Annotated in this window: 12 protein-coding genes; 7 read left to right on the top strand and 5 right to left on the bottom strand. The window is 68.9% G+C overall.

The genetic code is table 11. From position 1 onward, the window contains the following. The first annotated feature begins 50 nt into the window (after window positions 1–50). The 4 genes from HYE82_RS05850 to pglZ all read left to right on the top strand — a co-directional run bounded on the left by HYE82_RS05850 (window position 51) and on the right by pglZ (window position 7,448). Entirely contained in the window at window positions 51–230 is a 180-nt protein-coding gene (locus HYE82_RS05850) for a hypothetical protein (RefSeq protein ID WP_179172845.1), read from the top strand. Then, the gene (locus HYE82_RS05845) at window positions 227–478 is read left to right on the top strand and encodes a hypothetical protein (protein WP_179172840.1); all 252 of its coding nucleotides are present in this window, start codon (window positions 227–229) and stop codon (window positions 476–478) included. Before HYE82_RS05850 ends, HYE82_RS05845 begins: the two co-directional genes overlap by 4 nt. Before the next feature lie 179 nt (window positions 479–657). Continuing rightward, window positions 658–4,554, top strand: coding sequence for a phage resistance protein (locus tag HYE82_RS05840; RefSeq protein WP_179172839.1), 3,897 nt, complete (start codon window positions 658–660; stop codon window positions 4,552–4,554). Continuing rightward, complete coding sequence (pglZ, locus tag HYE82_RS05835; protein WP_179172838.1) at window positions 4,551–7,448, top strand: BREX-2 system phosphatase PglZ; 2,898 nt, start codon at window positions 4,551–4,553, stop codon at window positions 7,446–7,448. The genes HYE82_RS05840 and pglZ overlap by 4 nt, the downstream gene beginning before the upstream one ends. A gap of 8 nt (window positions 7,449–7,456) precedes the next feature. On the opposite strand, the gene HYE82_RS05830 is transcribed toward pglZ, so the two are convergent. Both HYE82_RS05830 and HYE82_RS05825 read right to left on the bottom strand, forming a co-directional pair. Then, window positions 7,457–8,503 carry a CBS domain-containing protein gene (locus tag HYE82_RS05830; protein WP_179172837.1) on the bottom strand — a complete coding sequence of 349 codons (1,047 nt, stop codon included), beginning with the start codon at window positions 8,501–8,503 and terminating at the stop codon, window positions 7,457–7,459. Further along, window positions 8,500–10,323, bottom strand: coding sequence for a DUF262 domain-containing protein (locus HYE82_RS05825; RefSeq protein WP_114054610.1), 1,824 nt, complete (start codon window positions 10,321–10,323; stop codon window positions 8,500–8,502). The genes HYE82_RS05830 and HYE82_RS05825 overlap by 4 nt, the downstream gene beginning before the upstream one ends. Before the next feature lie 149 nt (window positions 10,324–10,472). On the opposite strand from HYE82_RS05825, the gene brxD reads away from it, so the two are divergent. Both brxD and HYE82_RS05815 read left to right on the top strand, forming a co-directional pair. Continuing rightward, window positions 10,473–11,807 carry a BREX system ATP-binding protein BrxD gene (gene brxD, locus HYE82_RS05820; RefSeq protein ID WP_179172836.1) on the top strand — a complete coding sequence of 445 codons (1,335 nt, stop codon included), beginning with the start codon at window positions 10,473–10,475 and terminating at the stop codon, window positions 11,805–11,807. After that, entirely contained in the window at window positions 11,807–14,020 is a 2,214-nt protein-coding gene (locus tag HYE82_RS05815; protein WP_179172835.1) for a DEAD/DEAH box helicase, read from the top strand. The genes brxD and HYE82_RS05815 overlap by 1 nt, the downstream gene beginning before the upstream one ends. A gap of 989 nt (window positions 14,021–15,009) precedes the next feature. Here the strand turns inward: HYE82_RS05815 and HYE82_RS05810 are convergent. The 3 genes from HYE82_RS05810 to HYE82_RS05800 form a co-directional block, all read right to left on the bottom strand. Further along, window positions 15,010–16,155, bottom strand: coding sequence for a site-specific integrase (locus tag HYE82_RS05810; protein WP_256986951.1), 1,146 nt, complete (start codon window positions 16,153–16,155; stop codon window positions 15,010–15,012). Window positions 16,156–16,223: 68 nt separating this feature from the next. Further along, window positions 16,224–16,424, bottom strand: a complete 201-nt coding sequence (locus HYE82_RS05805) for a helix-turn-helix domain-containing protein (RefSeq protein ID WP_179172834.1) — start codon at window positions 16,422–16,424, stop codon at window positions 16,224–16,226. 228 nt (window positions 16,425–16,652) lie between these two features. Further along, window positions 16,653–17,039 (bottom strand): MarR family transcriptional regulator, encoded by a 387-nt coding sequence (locus HYE82_RS05800; protein WP_179172833.1) that lies wholly within the window; start codon window positions 17,037–17,039, stop codon window positions 16,653–16,655. A gap of 225 nt (window positions 17,040–17,264) precedes the next feature. Between HYE82_RS05800 and HYE82_RS05795 the strand changes: the two genes are divergently transcribed. Next, window positions 17,265–18,074 carry a serine/threonine protein kinase gene (locus HYE82_RS05795; protein ID WP_179172832.1) on the top strand — a complete coding sequence of 270 codons (810 nt, stop codon included), beginning with the start codon at window positions 17,265–17,267 and terminating at the stop codon, window positions 18,072–18,074. Window positions 18,075–18,213 lie beyond the last annotated feature (139 nt).

Below are 18,213 nucleotides of genomic sequence, written 5' to 3'. Positions count from 1 at the left end.
TGCCCGCTCCCCGACCCGCCACCCCCGCCCAGCTCAAGGTCAAGGAAGCCATGGACGCCCGTGACGCCCTCGCCACCGCCCTCACCCGGGCCGGCATCCAGTTGCCCGCCATGGACATCCGTACTCCCTGGGCCGAGGGCGCCCGCTACGCCTTCGTCCACCTCGGGCAGTGCTCCGCACCCGTGGCACACGCCCTCGCAGAAGTGATCACTCGGGGCGCCTCCCGATGACAGCCGACGACCTGCCCGGTCCCGGCCCCGCCCCGGCCATCGGCCCGATCGTCCGGGACACCCGCCACAACCGCCTCGGCATCGTCACCGACCGCATCGGCCCCCACCTCCGGATCCGCCCCCTCACCGGCGGCCGGGCCTGGGAAGCGGAATCGGAAGACACCGAGCCGGTCAGCACCGCGGAAGTGCTCCGGGCCCGCCTCGCAGAGGTCAACGCCCGGAGCCGTAGGCCCCGTCCGAGCGGCTGAGCCGGCCGGCCGCTCCCGCGCCCCTCCGCTGTCAGTGGCCGCCGCCGTCCCGATCCTCGGATATTTGCGCCCATCAGGCCCGTAACCAGCGAGGATGCCGGACAATGTCGGAGGAACTTGTCCCGGTACCGGCACGGACTGCGACGGCGCACGCCGTCAGAAGGTGAGCGAGACGCGCAATGGCCCAGCAGCCGCCCCTCCTCCGCGATGTGATCGACATCAAGGAGTCGATCTCCACCTCCGACTTCGTCCTGCAGCTCTCCGAGGCCACCACCCCCGAGGGTGCCGAGCTCGCGCTCAAGGACTACGTCGTCACGGAACGGCTGCTGGAGAACTTCGACGAGGCCCTCGGCCTCATCAAGGCCTCCCTCGACGGGCACACCTCCAAGGCCGCGTACCTCCACGGTTCCTTCGGTTCCGGTAAGTCGCACTTCATGGCCGTGCTGCACGCCCTCCTCAGCGGCAGCCCGGCCGCCCACCGCCGCTCCGACTTCGACCCCGTACTCGCCAAGCACGAGTGGCTCACCACGGACGGCAAGAAGTTCCTCCTCGTCCCGTACCACATGCTCGGCGCGAAGGCCCTGGAGCAGCGGGTCCTCGGCACCTACGTCAGCCACGTCAAGAAGCTCCACCCCGAGGCGCCGACCCCCCGGGTCTACCGCACCGACTCCCTCTTCGCCGACATCCACGCCATGCGCGAGCGCATGGGCGACGAGGCCGTCATCAAGGGCCTCGGCACGGTCGGCGGGGAGGCGGACGAGGACGACGAGTGGGGCGAGTCCTTCGCCTGGACGCCCGCCCTCCTCGACACCGCGCTCGCCGCCGAGGAGATCCACGAAGCCGGGTACGCGCTCAACCTCGTCACCCCCTCCACCCCCGTGGAGCTGCGCGCCCGCCTGGTCCAGGACGCCAGCACCAACCTGTTGCCCGGCTTCACGCAGAACGCCCACGAGAACGAGCACGGCTTCATCTCGCTCGACGCCGGCCTGTCCGTGATCGCCGAACACGCGAAGTCCCTCGGCTACGACGGCCTGATCCTCTTCCTCGACGAGCTGATCCTCTGGCTGGCCACCCTCATCCACGACCAGAAGTTCGTGGGCCGCGAGGCCGGCAAGATCACCAACTTCGTGGAAGGCGCCGACGCCCGCCGGGCCATCCCGATCGTGTCGTTCATCGCCCGCCAGCGCGACCTGCGCGAGCTGGTCGGCGAGGAGCTGTCCGGGGCCGCCGAGTCCTCCATCCAGGACACCCTCAACCAGGCCTCCGGCCGGTTCGACAAGATCACCCTGGAGGACCGCAACCTCCCCCAGGTCGCACACGCCCGCCTGCTCCGGCCCAAGGACGCCGAGGCGGCCGCCCTCATCACCGCCGAGTTCGAGAAGACCCGCAAGGTCCGCCAGGAGGTGTGGGACACCCTCCTCGGCTCCGACCGCGGCGCCGACGGCGTCGGCGCCGACGAGGAGAGCTTCCGGCTCACCTACCCGTTCTCCCCCGCCTTCATGGACACGCTCGTCCACGTCTCCTCCGCGCTCCAGCGCAACCGCACCGGCATGAAGCTGATGGGCCAGCTCCTCGCCGACCACCGCCACGAGCTGCGCCTGGGCGACCTGATCCCGGTCGGCGACCTGTACCCGCTGATCACCGCGGGCGGCGACAAGCCGTTCACCGACAGCCTCAAGGTCGTCTTCGAGGCCGCCGACAAGCTCTACCGCACCAAGCTGCGCCCGTTCCTCCTCGCCACGTACAACGTGTCGGAAGAGGACGTCGAGCAGTACACCCACCGCCCCGAGACGCTCACCGACCCGGAGCTGCGCGGCCGGGTGAAGACCTTCGTCGGTGACAACCGGATCATCGGCACGCTCCTCCTCTCCGCGCTCGCGCCGAGCGTTCCGGCCCTCGCCGACCTGACGATCCGCCGTCTGTCCGCGCTGAACTACGGCTCGGTCGTCGCCCCGATCCCGGGCCGCGAGTACGGCATCCTCAAGAACAAGGTCGCCGACTGGGCGGGCCGCTTCCCGGAGATCAAGGAGACCGGCACCGATGCCAACCCGGGCGTCCGCCTGGAGCTCTCCGGCGTCGACGTCGACTCGGTCATCGCCAACGCCAACGTCAACAACAACCCGGGCAACCGCCTCGCCCTCGCCAAGCGGCTGCTCGCGGCGGAGCTCGACCTCAGCCAGGGCCAGCTGGTCGACGAGCTGAACCTCGTCTGGCGCGGCACCAGCCGCGCCGTCGAGGTGATCTTCGGGAACATGGCGGACGAGGACGAGCTGCCCGACCACGACCTCATGCCCCGCGAGGAAGGCCGCTGGCGCATCGCCATCGACCTCCCCTTCGACGACGGCGAGTACGGCCCCGTCGAGGACGCCAACCGCATCCGCCGCCTGCGGGAGAAGCAGCAGGACGAGCGGTCCCGCACCGTCGCCTGGCTGCCCACCCACCTCTCCAGCCAGCGGTACGCCGACTTCTGCCGGCTCGTCGTCATCGACAAGGCGCTCGCCGACGACCAGCGCTTCGACAGCCAGTACGCCGGCCACCTGAACGCCGACAACCGGGCCCGCGCCAAGGGCCTCCTCGAGACCCAGCGCGAATCCCTGCTGAAGAACGTCAAGGCCGCCTTCAAGCAGGCGTACGGACTCGCCGAGAAAAAGCCGGCGGACGTGGAGCTGGGCTTCAGCGACCACCTGGAGTCGCTGCGCGAGGTCGACGGGCTCACCCTCTCCTTCGGGCAGTCGCTGCGCGACGGCATCCGGCACATCGCCGGCAAGCTGCTCGCCACCCAGTTCCCCGACCACCCCGACCTCGACCCCGAGAACACCGGGACGGTCGTCAAGGCCGCCGACGCCAGGAAGGTCTTCACCCACGTCCGGGCCGCGGCCGAAGCCCGCGACCACCGGGCCGAGGTTCCGGCGGGCGACCGTGCGCTGATGCGGCGGATCGCCGGTCCGCTGCGCCTCGGGCAGCAGAAGGAGGCGTACTTCGAGCTGTCCACGTTCTGGGCCGACCACTTCCGCCAGCTCGCCCGGGAGAAGGGCGTCACCAGCGACCTCACTCTGATCACGCTCACCGACTGGAGCGACAAGCCCACCCCCCGCGGACTGCCCGACTTCCTCGTCCGGCTCGTCGTGGCCTCCTTCGCCGAGATGGATGACCGGGTCTGGGTGCGGGAAGGCATGCCGCTCGACCCCGCCCCGGAACTGACGCAGATCAAGGACCGCGACGCCCTGCGCAGCCAGCCCCTGCCCTCCGCCGAGGACTGGGAGACGGCCCGGCAGCGCTTCGCCGCGGTCTTCGGTCAGACGGCGCCCACCCTCCTGCGCGGCCGCATCGTCAACCAGTTCGCCCGACAGATCACCGAGCAGGCCCGTGCCTTCCAGGAACCCGCCGCCGAACTCGTCCAGCGGCTGGAGGACCACGCCGGGTTCCTGCACCTCGACCAGACCGGTGAGACCGGCCGCCTCGCACTCGCCCGGCAGGCCGTGGAACTGCTGAAGGTCCTGACCGGGACGGCGGGCCAGGGCGCCGCGGGGGCGAAGAAGACAGTCGAGGCACTGGCCCGCTTCGACCTCGGCCAGGCGAGCGCGGAGCAGTACGGGACGTCCATCGCCCAGGCGCGAAAGGTCGCCGAAGCGCTGGCCGCCGCGTCCTGGAGCACGCTGGAGCTGGCGTCGGCCGAGGGCCCGGAAGGCGAGGCCCTCCTTGAGTCCCTGCGCAACGTGGCCCGCAGTGAACAGCAGCGCACGGACAGGCTGGAAGAGGCACTTGCACGCACCCAGCGCGAGGTCCTGGCCCTGGTCAAGCGGAACCGGACTGTCTCTCCGCCGCCGGTAGCCCCGATCCCCGCCCCCGGACCCTCCGACGTCCCGCTGGACACACCCACCAGCGACCCCCGGATCCCGTATGAGCCGCAGCAGCCGTCACCCGCCCCCGCCTCGGGGCGGAAGTACCGCACGAGTGGTGGAGGTACGACCACGGCCTCGCGCGCGGTGGCCGAACTCCAGGCGGAGCTGGCGGAGCTGGCCGCCGCCGAGCCGGGCGCCAGGGTCGAGATCACCTGGCGGGTCGTCGGCGGATGAGCACCACTTCCACCACGGTCGCCGTCCGGCTGAACCTCGCGACCGTCACCCAGTACCTGTCGTCCCAGAGCTCTCTCACCGCTTCTCTGGCCGGGAGCGGCCGACGCCGTGCCGTGCTGCTGCGCTCCGCGCCCCAGTGGGACGGCCCGGCCGAGCCCTCCTGGGGTGACGGGCTGGCCGCGCGCATCGCGGCCGCGCCCTCGCCGCTCGCCGTCCACGAACTGCTGCTGGACCACCTCGACGGCAGGGTGCACGGGCCGGCCGTGCTCGTCGTCCTGACCGACCGCGAACAGAACGAGCTCGATCCGGCCATCCTCGCGCGCGCCCACAAGAAGCGCGTCGACACGGTCGACAGCTGGGATGTGGTCCGCGACGCGTTCCGTGCCCAGCAGGTCGACCCGCGTCTCAAGGAATCCAACTGGGCCGCGGAGGCCCTGCTCGACGCCACCCCGCCGAAGGGAGGAGGCTGGCCGCCCGTCGCCGGCGGCATGCTCTCCCGGCGTACCGCGCTGTCCTCCCTGGCCCTGCGCCGGCTACGACTGGGCCGCTACGACGAGGAGGCGGAATCAGCGGGCCGGACACCGACGGGGGACGCCCTGGACCCCCACGCGCTGTTCGGCTGGTCCCTGTCCGCCGGCGGACCCGAACTCCTCCTGAAGCTGCGCCGTCCGGAGCGCGACGGCCTTGCCGCGTTCCTCGGGGAGGAGGACCAGGCCGGCCACGCCGGACGGGCGCTCCTCGCGCTGGTCGAGGCCGACCACGGCGCGGACGCGGTGGCGTTCGGCCTTGTCTGCGCAGCGCTGTGGGTGCACTGCCGACCGGATGCCTCCGCGTACAAGGCACGGGGACGGGCCGAGCGCTGGTTCGGCGAACAGCCCCTCGCCCAGGGCGAGGAACTGGATCTCCTCGTGTCCCGGTTCGGCCTCGCCGCCGAGGAGTACGTCGCCTCGCTCCTGACGTCCGCGGCCCGCGGTACCGGTGGCGACACCGAGGCCGCGCGCGAGGCCCGGAGGCTCAGCGACACCGTCCTGGACCGTGCTTCCGTACTGGTCCGCCAATTCGGCGCGGAGGATGCCGCCGAGACCAGCGCGCTGCTCGCAGCCGGCCTGGAGGCGCGCTTCGCAGCGGTGGGCCGAGCTCTGTCGGGCGGGCAGCCCCTCGTCATCGCCGATGCCGTACGCGCCCTCGGCCGGCACAAGCGGGCCGGCGGTCCCGACGTCCTGGCACGGGTGGAACGGGCGCGGATGGCACAGCGGGTGGCGCAGTGGCTGGCCAGCGACCCGGCCGTCTCCTCCGACACCGTCGCCGACGCGCTGCAACGGCACATCAACGAAACCGGGTGGGTGGACCGGGCGCTCGAACACATCGAAGCGGGCGGCGACCCCACCCCCGTCCTCAAGTCGGCGTACGACGTGCTCGGCGAGCGGGTGCGCCTCAAGCGACGCGAGATCGACGGTGAGTTCGCCCGTACCCTGTCCGGCTGGACTTCCGCCGGCACCCGGCCCGGCTCCATGCTGACGGTGGAGACCTTCCTGGACCGGGTCGTGAAGCCGGTGGTCCGCCGCGGGGCCGACCGCCGGGTGCTCCTGCTGGTCCTGGACGGGATGAGCGCTGCGATCGCCTGCGAGCTCGGTGAAGAGCTGCGGTCTTCCTGGGCCGAGTTCGACCCGATGAGCGAGGGTGCACCACGCCGCCGCGCGATGGCCGCGGCCCTGCCCACGCTGACGACGGTCTGCCGTACGTCCCTGTTCGCGGGAAGGCTGACGAAGGGCACCCAGGCCGAGGAGAAGAAGCTCTTCCCCGCCCACGCCTTCTGGGACGGCGCCCCGGCCGCGGTCTTCCACAAGGACGAGCTCCGGGCCGAGGGCTCGGGCGACACCTTCGGACCCGCACTCACCGAAGCCCTCGGTGACGGGCGGACGCACGTCGCGGTGGTTCTGAACACCATCGACGACCGCCTCGCCAAGGAACAGAAGCTCGGCGACGGCGCCTGGCGCCTCGACGAGATAGGGCGGCTGCGCGATCTGCTGCGGGTCGCCGCCGCTCAGGGCATGGCCGTCATCCTCACCAGCGACCACGGCCACGTCGTGGACCGCCGCGATGTCAAGGTCAGTGCCACGGCCCCGGACTCGGCGCGGCACCGCGCCCCCGGTGGGCCGCTGGCGGCCGCGGAGGTCGTGTTGTCGGGGCCTCGTGTGGTCTGGCCCGAGCCGGGCGGCTCGATCGTCGCCCTGTGGGATGCGGACTCGCGGTACACCGCGCTCAAGGCGGGCTACCACGGGGGAGCCTCCCTCAGCGAGTTCACCATCCCCGTGCTCGCCTTCCTGCCGTTCGGCGCGACGCCCCCCGAGGGCTGGCGCGAGCTGGGCGATCAGCGTCCGGCGTGGTGGTTCCTGGAGGAGCAGAAGCCGCTTGCGGCCGTCCCCCAGGCCTCCCCCTCGCCCGCTCCGCCGGACAAGCCGAGCCGGCAGAAGCCGACGAAGGCGCAGGCCGAACTCGCCCAGACCCACGACTCCCTCTTCGACGTCTCTCTGGTACCGGCGGCCGAAGGCGAGGGTGCCCTGGTCACACCCGTTCTGGTCACGCCGGACGAGGCACTCGTCACGGCACTGCTCGCGTCCGCGGCCTTCCAGGACCAGGTCGGGCTACTGGCCCGCAAGCCTCCGTTGGACAAGCTGGAAAAGGCGATACTGGCGCTCCTGGAGGCCGGCGGCACCCTGCCCGTGACGGCTGTGGCGCAGCGCGTCGGCTACCCGGCCAGCCGCGCGGACGGCTTTGCCGCAGTGCTGCGGCAGGTCCTCAACTACGACGGAGTGCAGGTCCTGCAGACCCTGCCGGACGGACGGACGCTCCGTCTCGACAGGAGCCTGCTGCAGCTGCAGTTCGGGGTGTAGGCGGTGGCTCAGCCGGCGTAGTCACGCAGCAGGGTGGTGAAGGCCGTCAGCTCTCGCATCGACTCGAGGGGCAAAGGTTCCGCGTCGAAATGAGCGATGCGGTTCCGCACGTCCTTCACCCGTTGCAGATGGCGGACGAACTGGCCGCGGTCCAGGGACTCACACTGGAGCGCGGCCCAGTTGAGGTCCGCCTGTTGGGCCATCGTCTGCTTCTTCTGCTCGCCGTTGAGGAGGTAGACGTAGTCGCCGAACGCCAGGTCCTCGACCCTGCCCGAGCGGTGCTCCGGCTTCTTGTTCGTCTGGACCGCCTTGATCGCCTCCTCGGTGAGCCTGGATCCCAGCCACCGGCGCAGGAGGGATTCGATCTCGCCGAGCAGGAAGAAGGGGCGGGCAGCGCTCTCGAAGCGGCCGACCACGTGGGCCTGTGTCACGATGCCGGACAGGCTTCCGTCCTCGCCGCGGACCAGAAGGTAGCCGTGCTCCGACAGCATGGGCAGGCACGCGAAGAACTCCTGCCGCGCGTCGGCCAGCGGCAGCGACTCCTGCTGCATGGCGTTTTCCAGGCTGCTCTCCTTCCCCCGCTCGTACATGAGGGCCAGTGAGCGCCACGTGATGACGCCGTGGATCGTTGTCATGCCCGTCGTGACCGGTATCTGCGCATAGCCTCGCTGGCGCATCAGGTACGTCGCCTGGGACAGCTCCGTGGTGAGGGACACGCACCGCACCCCGCCACGGGCCGACGGCAGGTCGCCGATGCGGAGCCGCTGGGGCAGCGCGGCCGACGGGAGGGGATCCCGCTCCGCGGTGTCGGCGTCGTCCGCCTCGGGCTCGGATTGCACGGCCGTGGCGAAAGGGACGACCTGGACGCGCTCGCCCGGAGCGCAGGTGGCGAAGTCCGGCAGGGTGGCGAGCCCCGCATCGGTCAGTGCTTCCGCGATCTCGTGCACGTTCCAAGGCCGGCGCACGCGGACGCCGAACAGGTCCAGCAGCTCCCCGAGGGGTACCTCCGTGCCTTTGAGCGCCAGGAGTTCCTCGGTGCTCGGCTTCTGGTTCACTTGACCGCCTTGCCGTCGGTCATGTCGCGCAGGATCGTCCGCTTGCCCATGGCGGCGTACACCATGTCCTCGAGCTGCTTGGCCCGCGCCGCGTAGAACGCCTCGTAGTCGTTGTTCCTCAGGAAGTACGGATCGATCAGATGCGTCGCGATGACGTCGTCGAACCACTCACGACGCATGTCGGAGGCAGCGGCGAGCGAGTCGAGGTAGCTACCGGGTGCGCCGGTGAGGGCCTGAGCCGCACGCAGGGACAGCGGTGTCTTGTTGACGATGGAGTTGGCGGGGGACGACTTGGCCCCGTCCTGGTTCCGGCGCACCCAGGCCCGGGGGAAGATGTGCCGGACGTCCACACCGTACTCGTCCATCAGGCTCGGCTTCAGCGGCGCGTCCGTGTAGTGCCAGTCCACCGCGCCCTGCTTGATGAGCAGCGCATAGATACCCTTGTAGGCAGCGCTGTTCCGCGTGGTGAGCGTGTCCAGCCGCTCCGGGAAGAAGTAGGCGTCGGTGACGGTCTCCGGTGCGGGCCCCTCGCGCCGGACCCATGCCACCAGCTGTTCGACGTCCCGTGTGAAGCGGGTCTCGGTGGAGCCGCCGTACATCTCACCGAGCACGCCGCACCAATACCACTGCGTGATCATGTCTTCCGCACCGAGCCTGTCGGTGGCCTCCCCGAGGATGGCCCTGACCGCGGCGAGAGGTACCAGCTGGGTGCGGTAGGGCAGCTCCGCGGCGCGCACGATGCACTGCCTCTCGAGGAAGGCGCCGGCCCAGGTGAACGCCTGGGCAAGCCGCGGCGCGAGCGACTCGAAGTCCGCCAGGGGGAGCTCCAGGAGGTCGCGGCGCTTGCAGGAGACGCCGGTGCCCTGGCCGTCCTGCTTCCGGGACCACGTGCGGACCAGCGCCACGGCCTGCAGGAAGTCACTGCTGCTCAGCCCGTCGTCGATGCCCGCCTCGAGCCGTCCGAACACAGGGTGGCGGCCGGCCAGGTCCTCCTTGATCGCCCGCCAGACCTGCGGCAGCTGGTAGTAGTCTCCGGTCCGCTCGCGGTAGGCCCGGTCACCGGCGTAGGTCGCCGTCAGGAGCTCGAACACGTTGAGGGGAACGCCCCCCGTGTTCACCCGCTCGAAGACGGCGCACACCGCGTCCATGGAGGTGGAGGCCGCCAGTTTGATCATGGGTACCTGGAAGGAGCGCACGGGCTCCAGGACCTGCTCCTCGAAGCGGCTCCACCGGTCGAAATGGCCGTCGTCCATCTTCTCGTACGCTCGTCGCCAGGCATTCACCTTCGCGGTGTCGAAGACGATGCTCAGGGGGAAGAGTCCGGCAGCGCACTCGCCTTCGGCAGTGGTCAGGTCGTGGACGACGCTTCGGGCGAAGTTGGACCGCTGGACCTTGTCCTCCGGTACGGACACGATGGCCTCGTCGCGGTCAGCGGGCGAGCCGATCGCGTTCTTGACATCCACGTAGTACCAGCGCCTGACAGGGTTGCCACGCGCATCGGTGGTCTCGACAGGGCTGTCCTGGAACAGGGCTTGGAACAGCGAGGTGAGACGCTGCTGTCCGTCGAGGAGCAGCAGGCTGGGCGCCACCTCGTCCGCCACCTGCGCGCCGGTGAGGGCACGGGCACGGAACGGTGAGTCACCCCCTGTCTCCAGCGTCATCACCACGCCCAGGGGGTAGTCGAGCGTCACCGTCGCAATAATGGCTCGAATTCGATCGTCATCCCACTTCCAGTCCCGCTGGAAGTCGGGCAGTTGAAGGGAGCCTGACGCCACATCCGCCAGGAGCGCCTTGAGTTTCACATTGTCGAGTCCTGCCACGTGCCCGTTCCCCACCCTCGCAGTGCTGCGCGTTCTTCACGCGGGCGGCGATTAGACCAATCACGCGACACTGAGGTCAACGAGATCGGCCGCACCAGTAGTCGACTTCAGCCAACCGCTGGACGCCCTTGCAATGGGACACTGGTGGCGTGAGTACCGCTGCTTCCTCCCGTCCCTCCCCGGCCAGCGCGGCGCGGCGCCGTGCGGTGATCGACGCCTTGCGCCGCGGCGCCGTTCCCGAAAGCGGGCTCGACCTCCTGGCCACCGGCCTCGACCGGTTCGAGGCAGCACTCGACTCCGAGCTCGACGCGGTCGCCTCCGGTTCTTCGGTGTTCAAGGCCGTCCGCGGAGAGTACGGATCGGGCAAGACCTTCTTCACCCGATGGCTGGGTGAACGGGCCAAGCGGAGGGGTTTCGCGCTGGCGGAGATCCAGATCTCCGAGACGGAGACCCCCCTCCACAAGCTGGAGACCGTCTACCGGCGTCTGACCGAGCGGCTCACCACCACGAGCTTCCCCCCGAGCGCGCTCCGGCCGGTCGTGGACTCATGGTTCTACACCCTGGAAGAGGACGCCCTCGCGGACGGCGCCGACGAGGAAGACCTCCCACAGGCGGTCGAGAAGCTGCTGACGGCACGACTGGCCGAGGTGTCGCGGCACGCGCCCTCGTTCGCCACGGCGCTGCGCGGCTACAAGTCAGCCCTGGCCGCAGGCGACGAGGCGACTGCAGCGGCCGTGCTGGCCTGGTTGGGTGGCCAGCCGCACGTGGCTGCGGCCGCGCGACGCTCTGCCGGAGTCCGTGGCGACCTCGATCACTTCGGGGCCCTCGGCTTCCTGCAAGGCCTCCTGACCGTACTGCGGGACTCCGGGCACAACGGCCTGTTCGTCGTCCTGGACGAGGTCGAGACCTTGCAGCGCGTCCGTTCGGACGCCCGGGACAAGGCGTTGAACGCCCTTCGGCAGCTCATCGACGAGGTGCACTCCGGCCGGTTCCCCGGCCTCTACCTCTTGATCACCGGAACTCCTGCGTTCTACGACGGGCAGCAGGGGGTTCAGCGGCTCGCTCCTCTCGCCCAGCGCCTCGCCACCGACTTCACCACCGACCCGCGCTTCGACAACCCTCGTGCGGTCCAAGTACGGCTGCCGGGCTTCACACAGGAGTCGCTGGTCGGCCTCGGAGTGACCATCCGGGACCTGTATGCGGAGGGTGCCTCCTCGCCGGAACGCGTACAGTCACTCGCCGACGACGCGTACGTCGCCGACCTCGCGCGCGCGGTGGGCGGAGCCCTCGGAGGGAAGGCAGGAGTGGCGCCCCGGCTGTTCCTCAAGAAACTGGTCGGTGACGTGCTGGACCGCGTCGACCAATTCGAGGACTTCGACCCGCGCCGGCACTATCGGCTGACCGTGACGACCAGCGAACTCACGGACGTGGAGCGCAATCACGCGGCAGCCGGATCAGCCGACGACATCGACCTGGACATGTGATGAGCGCAGTCCCGGCGGGTGAGACAGGATCCGCCCACACCAGCCCCCACCCGGACGGCACGGACCCCGTCGACCGGCTCGATCCCGTCATCCTCCACCATGTCGTGAACACGCTCGGCTGGCCCGACCTGCGGCCTCTGCAGCGGGCCGCGATCGATCCCCTCATGGACGGCGAGGACGCAGTGCTGCTCGCCCCCACCGCGGGCGGCAAGACCGAGGCAGCGTGCCTGCCGATCCTGTCGGCGATGTCCGGCCGGCGCTGGTCCGGCACGTCCGTTCTCTACCTGTGCCCACTCAAGGCGCTCCTCAACAACCTGGTCACCCGTGTCGACTCCTACGCTCAGTGGCTCGGCCGCCGGGCCGAGCTGTGGCACGGAGACACCAAGGAGTCTCAGCGCAGGCGCATCCGTACGGATTCACCCGACATCCTCCTCACCACTCCTGAGTCCCTCGAGGCCATGCTCATCGGGGTCAAAACCGACCACGCCCGTCTTCTGGGCGGGATCCAGGCAGTCGTGGTGGACGAGGTGCACGCTTTCGCGGGCGACGACCGAGGCTGGCACCTCCTCGCGGTGCTGGAGCGTCTGGAACAGGTCACCGGACGCCCCATCCAGCGGATCGGTCTCTCTGCCACGGTCGGAAACCCTCAGCAACTGCTCACCTGGCTCCAAGGCTCCGGTGCGGGCAAGCGCCCGGGGCGGGTCGTTGCCCCCGGCCTCACCTTCACGCCGGCTGCGACCCCGACCACGGCCAGTGCGAGCGGGAGTCTTCGGCCGCCGGGAGAGGTGGAGCTGGACTACGTAGGGTCCCTCGACAACGCGTCCAAGTTGATCGCGGCCCTGCACCGGGGGGAGAAGAGGCTGGTCTTCTGCGAGTCCAGACGTCAGGTGGAGGAGCTGGGAGCAGCCCTGCGGGCACGCGAAGTGACGGTGTTCCTCTCGCACGCCTCCCTCTCGGCCGAGGAAAGAGCCCGTTCGGAACAGGCCTTCGCCGAAGCACGCGACTGCGTCATCGTCTCCACCTCCACACTGGAGCTGGGCATCGACGTGGGCGACCTGGACCGCGTCATCCAGATCGACTCGCCCCGCACCGTGGCCTCCTTTCTCCAGCGCATCGGCCGCACCGGCCGGCGCCCGGGGACCACTCGCAACTGCCTGTTCCTCGCCACCGGCAAGGACACCCTGCTGCAGGCCGCCGCCCTGCTGCTCCTCTGGGGGCGCGGCTGGGTCGAACCGGTCACACCCCCTCCGGAGCCTCGCCACCTCGTGGCGCAGCAGTTGCTCGCCGCCACGCTTCAGCAGCACCGCATCGGCGACCAGTCGTGGCAAGGCATGTGGAACGGACTGGCTCCGTTCGACCGATCGGCCTCCCCCATCCTTCGCTACCTGGTGAACGAGGGGTTCCTCGATGAGGACGGCAGCATGCTCTTCATCGGCCCCGAGGCGGAGCGCCGATTCGGCCGGCGTCACTTCATCGAGTTGACTGCCTCGTTCACCGCTCCCCCGCAGTTCACGGTGCTGTCCGGCCGTAACGAAATCGGGCAGACGGACCCTTCCGTGTTGACGGAGGAACGGCCTGGACCCCGTCGATTGCTTCTCGGCGGGCGCAGCTGGCAGGTGACGTTCATCGACTGGGGGCGCAAGCGGGTCTTCGTCGAGCCGACCGATGGTGGCGGCGTCGCCAAATGGACGGGCGGGTCGCTCGCCGGCCTCTCGTACGCTCTGACCCGCTCAATGCGCGACGTACTGCTCGGAGCAGACCCCCTGGTTTCTCTCACCCGTCGGGCCCAGACGTGCCTGACCGAGTGGCGCGAGGAGGATGCGCCTCACATCACCGATTCCGACGGCTCTCTGATCACTCGACTGGGGACGGATGTGCGGTGGTGGACGTGGGCCGGCTACCGGGCTAACGCGACGCTCGCCGCCACACTTCCGTCGATCAGTGACCCCGTCCAAAGGCCGACGGACTGCTACGTGCGGCTACGAGAAGACCTGACACCCGACATGTGGCAAGTGGCTCGTGCAGATGCTGACGGTGGAAACGCACTGGTGCTGCCCGATGTCGACCACCGAGCGGTACACGGCCTGAAGTTCTCAGCAGCGCTACCTCACCGACTCGCGATGGCCACCGTTGCCGCACGACTGGCGGACTTCGACGGAGCGCGCACGACCCTTCAGGGCCCAGTCCGTTTCCATACCGAATCCCTCACGTGAGACGGTCCGCAGGTCTTGATACTCACGGCCATGCCTGACGTCTCCGCATCAAGACGCCAGGCAGGACGGACAGCCAGCAGGTGTGATGGCGTGTTGATCGCCGACCACTCATCGGACGATGTGAACTGATATGCGGATACCTCCGGGGTCGCCGCGACATCGCCCTGCGCGCCCAGCTGAGGAGGTACTCACCGTATGCCCGCCCAGTTCCGCACGCCATCCACCCGTGGCGGCGATCCCAGCCTCGACCGCCTGCAGGCCGTCCTCGAGGAATGGCGAAGTCCCTGCTGGACATGGGCGGGCGCAACCGGCTGCTGAACTTCCGGCACACCAGGACCTCAAGATGGTGTCACCGGGCCGCAGAGTGCTCTCCGTCAGCGAGAAGGCCGCGGCGCTGAACGTAGTACGCAACCGCCTGCACAGCATCGGTCTGGGCGACTTCGTCATGGCTCTACACAGCGGACATGGCCGGGCCGATGTGACGGGGCTTCAGAGCGTCATTTGAGCGTCAGCATCCGAAGACTGCATAGGTGTTGTCAGCGAAGGGCGAGGGCGTTTCCTGCTGAATCCGCAGGTCAAGCGGCTTTCAGCAGTCTCCGGACCGCTTCACTCCTTGCTTGGCTGGAAACACGTCGAGCAAGGAGTGAAGGCCAAGAAACCGCAGGTCAGGACCCTTCCCGGACCGGCTCCAGGATCGCCACGCACTCCACGTGGTGCGTCATCGGGAAGAGGTGGACCCCTGGGGTGGTGAACAAAGCCGCAGGTCAGAGCCAGTTTTCCCCTGCTCTCCGAGGGGCCGTGCGTCGAACGAGCGTCACCAGCGTCGGCGTGCGTCACGGGCTATCGCCACGCTAGCTGCGCCGCCCTCCAGGGGTGCTTTGGCCAGGGTAGCGGAAACGTGTACGGCGCCGCCGGCCACACGCGGAAAGGGGTGTGGCCGGCGGCGCCGGGGAAACGCAATGGGCGAGGTGGGCGAGGGTTACCTACCGTCACCGACGAAGAGTATCCGTCGTCGGGCTCGAGGTGGCCCCCTCTGGAACGATCAGTTGGGAGTCCAGCCGCTGCCAGGCTCCGAGGACCGCTTGGTGAGCATCGGGGGCGAGGTGCGCGTACCGCTGCGTGGTCTGGTAGCTCTCGTGCCCGAGCAGGTGCTGCACCTCGTACAGTGACACCCCCTTCTGGACCAGCCAGGACGCACAGGTGTGACGCATAGAGTGCGGCGGGTAGTGCGGAACCGGCCTGCTCGTCCCGTCGGGTTCTGTGTAGTGCGCGCGCTTGACCGCGGGCCACCACGTCTGGGTCCGCCAGTTACCGTCGTCGAGCAACCGACCGGACCGGCCCTTGGTGACAGTGGTGAAGACGACTCCCACGCGGTCGCGGCCGCGCATGTGGCGGGCAAGGGCGTCGAGAACGTGCCCGGGGATCGGGACCTCGCGGCGGCTCTTCGAGCTCTTCGGGTACTCCTTGATGCCTGACTTCGTGTTGACCTCCACGACGAACAGCCGGCCCCGCCGCCAGTCGATGCGGTGCCCATGGAGGCCCGCCAGCTCTCCCCACCGCAGGCCGGTGTAGAAGGCGAGCAGCACCATCGTCTGCCACGGCTGTTCGAGCTCATCGAGGATAGCTTGGGCCTCCTCGACGGTGAACCACTGCGGCGGCTTTACTGCCTCCCGGGGGAGGTCGATGCGCCTGCATGGCGTCACGGCAATGAGGTTCTCGTCGACCGCCGCTCGCATGATGGAGGACATCAGGTTGTAGGCCCGCCGGATCGCCGAGGCCCCCTTCTTGTCCACGACCAGCTTCCGGACCCAGGACTGCACGTCCAGGCGGGCGATCGCGCGTACTTCCCAATCAGACCAGTACGGAGTGATGTGGGTACGTATGCATGAAGCGTCTCCTCGCTGCGTATGGGGCTCCACGACGCGGGCTTCCCACCAGCGGTCGTGCCACTCCGCAAACTTGATCTTCCCGGCCTGCGGATCCTGATAAGCATTCCGGCGGAGTTTCGCTTCCTGTTCCAGGCCCCACTCGCGGGCCTGTGACCGAAGAGGGAACGTTTCGGTGAACCGCTCGCCAGCATGGTTTCTGACAGTGGCCTGCCAGTTTCCGGAGGCCAGCTTGCGCAGGTACGGCATATTCCCTTTCCGATTGTCTTCGGTATGACGACGGCTCTCGCCGCAACACGTATGGGGTCGGACTCAGCTCAGCGCCGGGGGGAGGCGGCGGTGCGCCGCCGGACCAGTTCATGCACGTCCCTGCTCGGGATGCGGACACGCGAGCGCTCGTTGCCGGTGCGCAGGTCAACTACCGACAGCTCACCCGAGGAGATGTACCGGTATACGGACCTCCGGCTGATGTCGAGAATCTGGGCCACGCGGGGGACCGAGAGCAGGGTTTCGCACATGGTCAGGTCTTTCGCTTCACCCTGGGCATCCGACGACGCCCACGCAGTGACTGCGCAGGGCATGGCTCGGGCCGCAGCGGATATGGACAAGGCAGCCCGCACCACGCCACCGCCAAGTAGTCGGTGCGAACTACGTCAATGGTCTGGAGAATCCCCGGTTTGGCTAACCGGGGATCGTCGGCTATATATGTACGCCGCTGTGTGAACCTCAGGCGCTGTCCGGAGAGGTCAGGGGGCCAACCGGAATGACCGATGCGATCGCCCGTTGGCCTCGTTTTCTGCAGCCACAATCCCGTCGCAGGCAAAGCGGTCGAGGCTTCGGGGCACGACCTTCTCCGCGATGTCCACTGCGCGGGCGGTCTGTCGGGCGTTCACGCCAGGGTGCACGGCGATATGGGCGAAGACAGCTCGATCCCATCGGTAGCCGCCTTGGAGCAGGTCTTCGGCGAATAGGCCGGCCGCGCAGACAGACAGGCAGAGCGCCGTGGGCGTGCCGCCGTGGTCAAAGTGCTGCTGCGCTGTCAATGCATACACAGCGCCCAGGGTGAACAGAAGGCGGGCCGTGAGGCGCAGAGAGAGGAAGACGGTCTTGGACAGAGGATCTCCTGGAGCCATGCCTGGATCGAGGGTGCAGCGAGCCCGCTGGCCGCCTAGAGCGCGGAACCTTGCTGACGTGGTGTTCTCGGGGACGTTGTACGTTGACATGGTCCCGGGGAGCGTTCCAGTCCTTCGCGCGTCTTCCATGTCTGCCGTGGGCGAATCCTCCGAGCCGGGCACGGATTCCTGCCTCGAACGGGAAACTCCCTGCGGCACCGGACCTGACTTGGCACGATCACGAGCGTGACGCCGCACCCTCTCTTTGACGTCGCCCACGTGGCCAAATTCGAGACCTACGTGGCGGATGTCGGAACGATCTTTCGTACGTTCGCCGATCAAGACTCAGGATGTGTCTCGTACGGGGTCCTGGTGGATGGGCGGAGATGGTTCGTGAAGAGTGCTTCAACACCTGCAGCGGTGTCCTCGCTGCGGCGAGCCGTCAGCGTGCACCAGGCCGTATCTCACCCGGTCATCACGCCCCTGCTGCACAGCATCACGACAGATGAGGGACTGGTCCTCGTCTACCCCTGGGTGCCAGGCGAAGTTCTCTACCACCCCACCAGGTCGCGAAGCGGCGGCAGAACAGCGCCCGGGAATCCGATGGCCCGTTTCCGCAGGCTTCCGCTCCCCGACGTCCACGCCGCCCTGGATGCCGTTTTGGGTGCCCATCTCGCGGTAGAGGCCGCGGGGCTCGTGGCCGTCGACCTCTATGACGGCTGCATGCTGTACGACTTCGACGAGCGGCGGATGAGGCTGTGCGACCTTGACGAGTACCGGCAGGGGCCGTTCACGCTGGACGCCGACCGGCTCCCCGCCTCCAGCCGGTACATGGCGCCGGAGGAGTTCGTGCGGGGCTCGGTCATCGACGTCCGGACGACTGTGTTCAACCTCGGCAGGGCTCTGCGGCTCCTCCTTGACGCCGGCGACGAAGAGGACCAGTGGCGCGGCAGCCGCGGCCAGTTGGCCGTGATCCAGCGAGCTACAGCAGCAGATCCACAGGAGCGGTTCCCCTCGGTGCGCTCGCTCGTCGAAGCCTGGTCCACAGCAATATGACGGCTAGTCAGCACATCTCGCGCCCGTAACTGGCCTGAGGCCAGGTAAGCGACCGCCTCTGGCTCATCCCGGAGGCCATGCACGGGCGTAACGCTGCTGACCCGCTGCACAGGGTGGCGCGACGGGTACGGTCTAGCGT

This window comes from Streptomyces sp. BR123, assembly GCF_013401435.1.
Classification (GTDB): domain Bacteria; phylum Actinomycetota; class Actinomycetes; order Streptomycetales; family Streptomycetaceae; genus Streptomyces.
The sequence above is the reverse complement of the archived record's forward strand: the minus strand, read 5'-3'. Positions and strand labels throughout refer to the sequence as shown.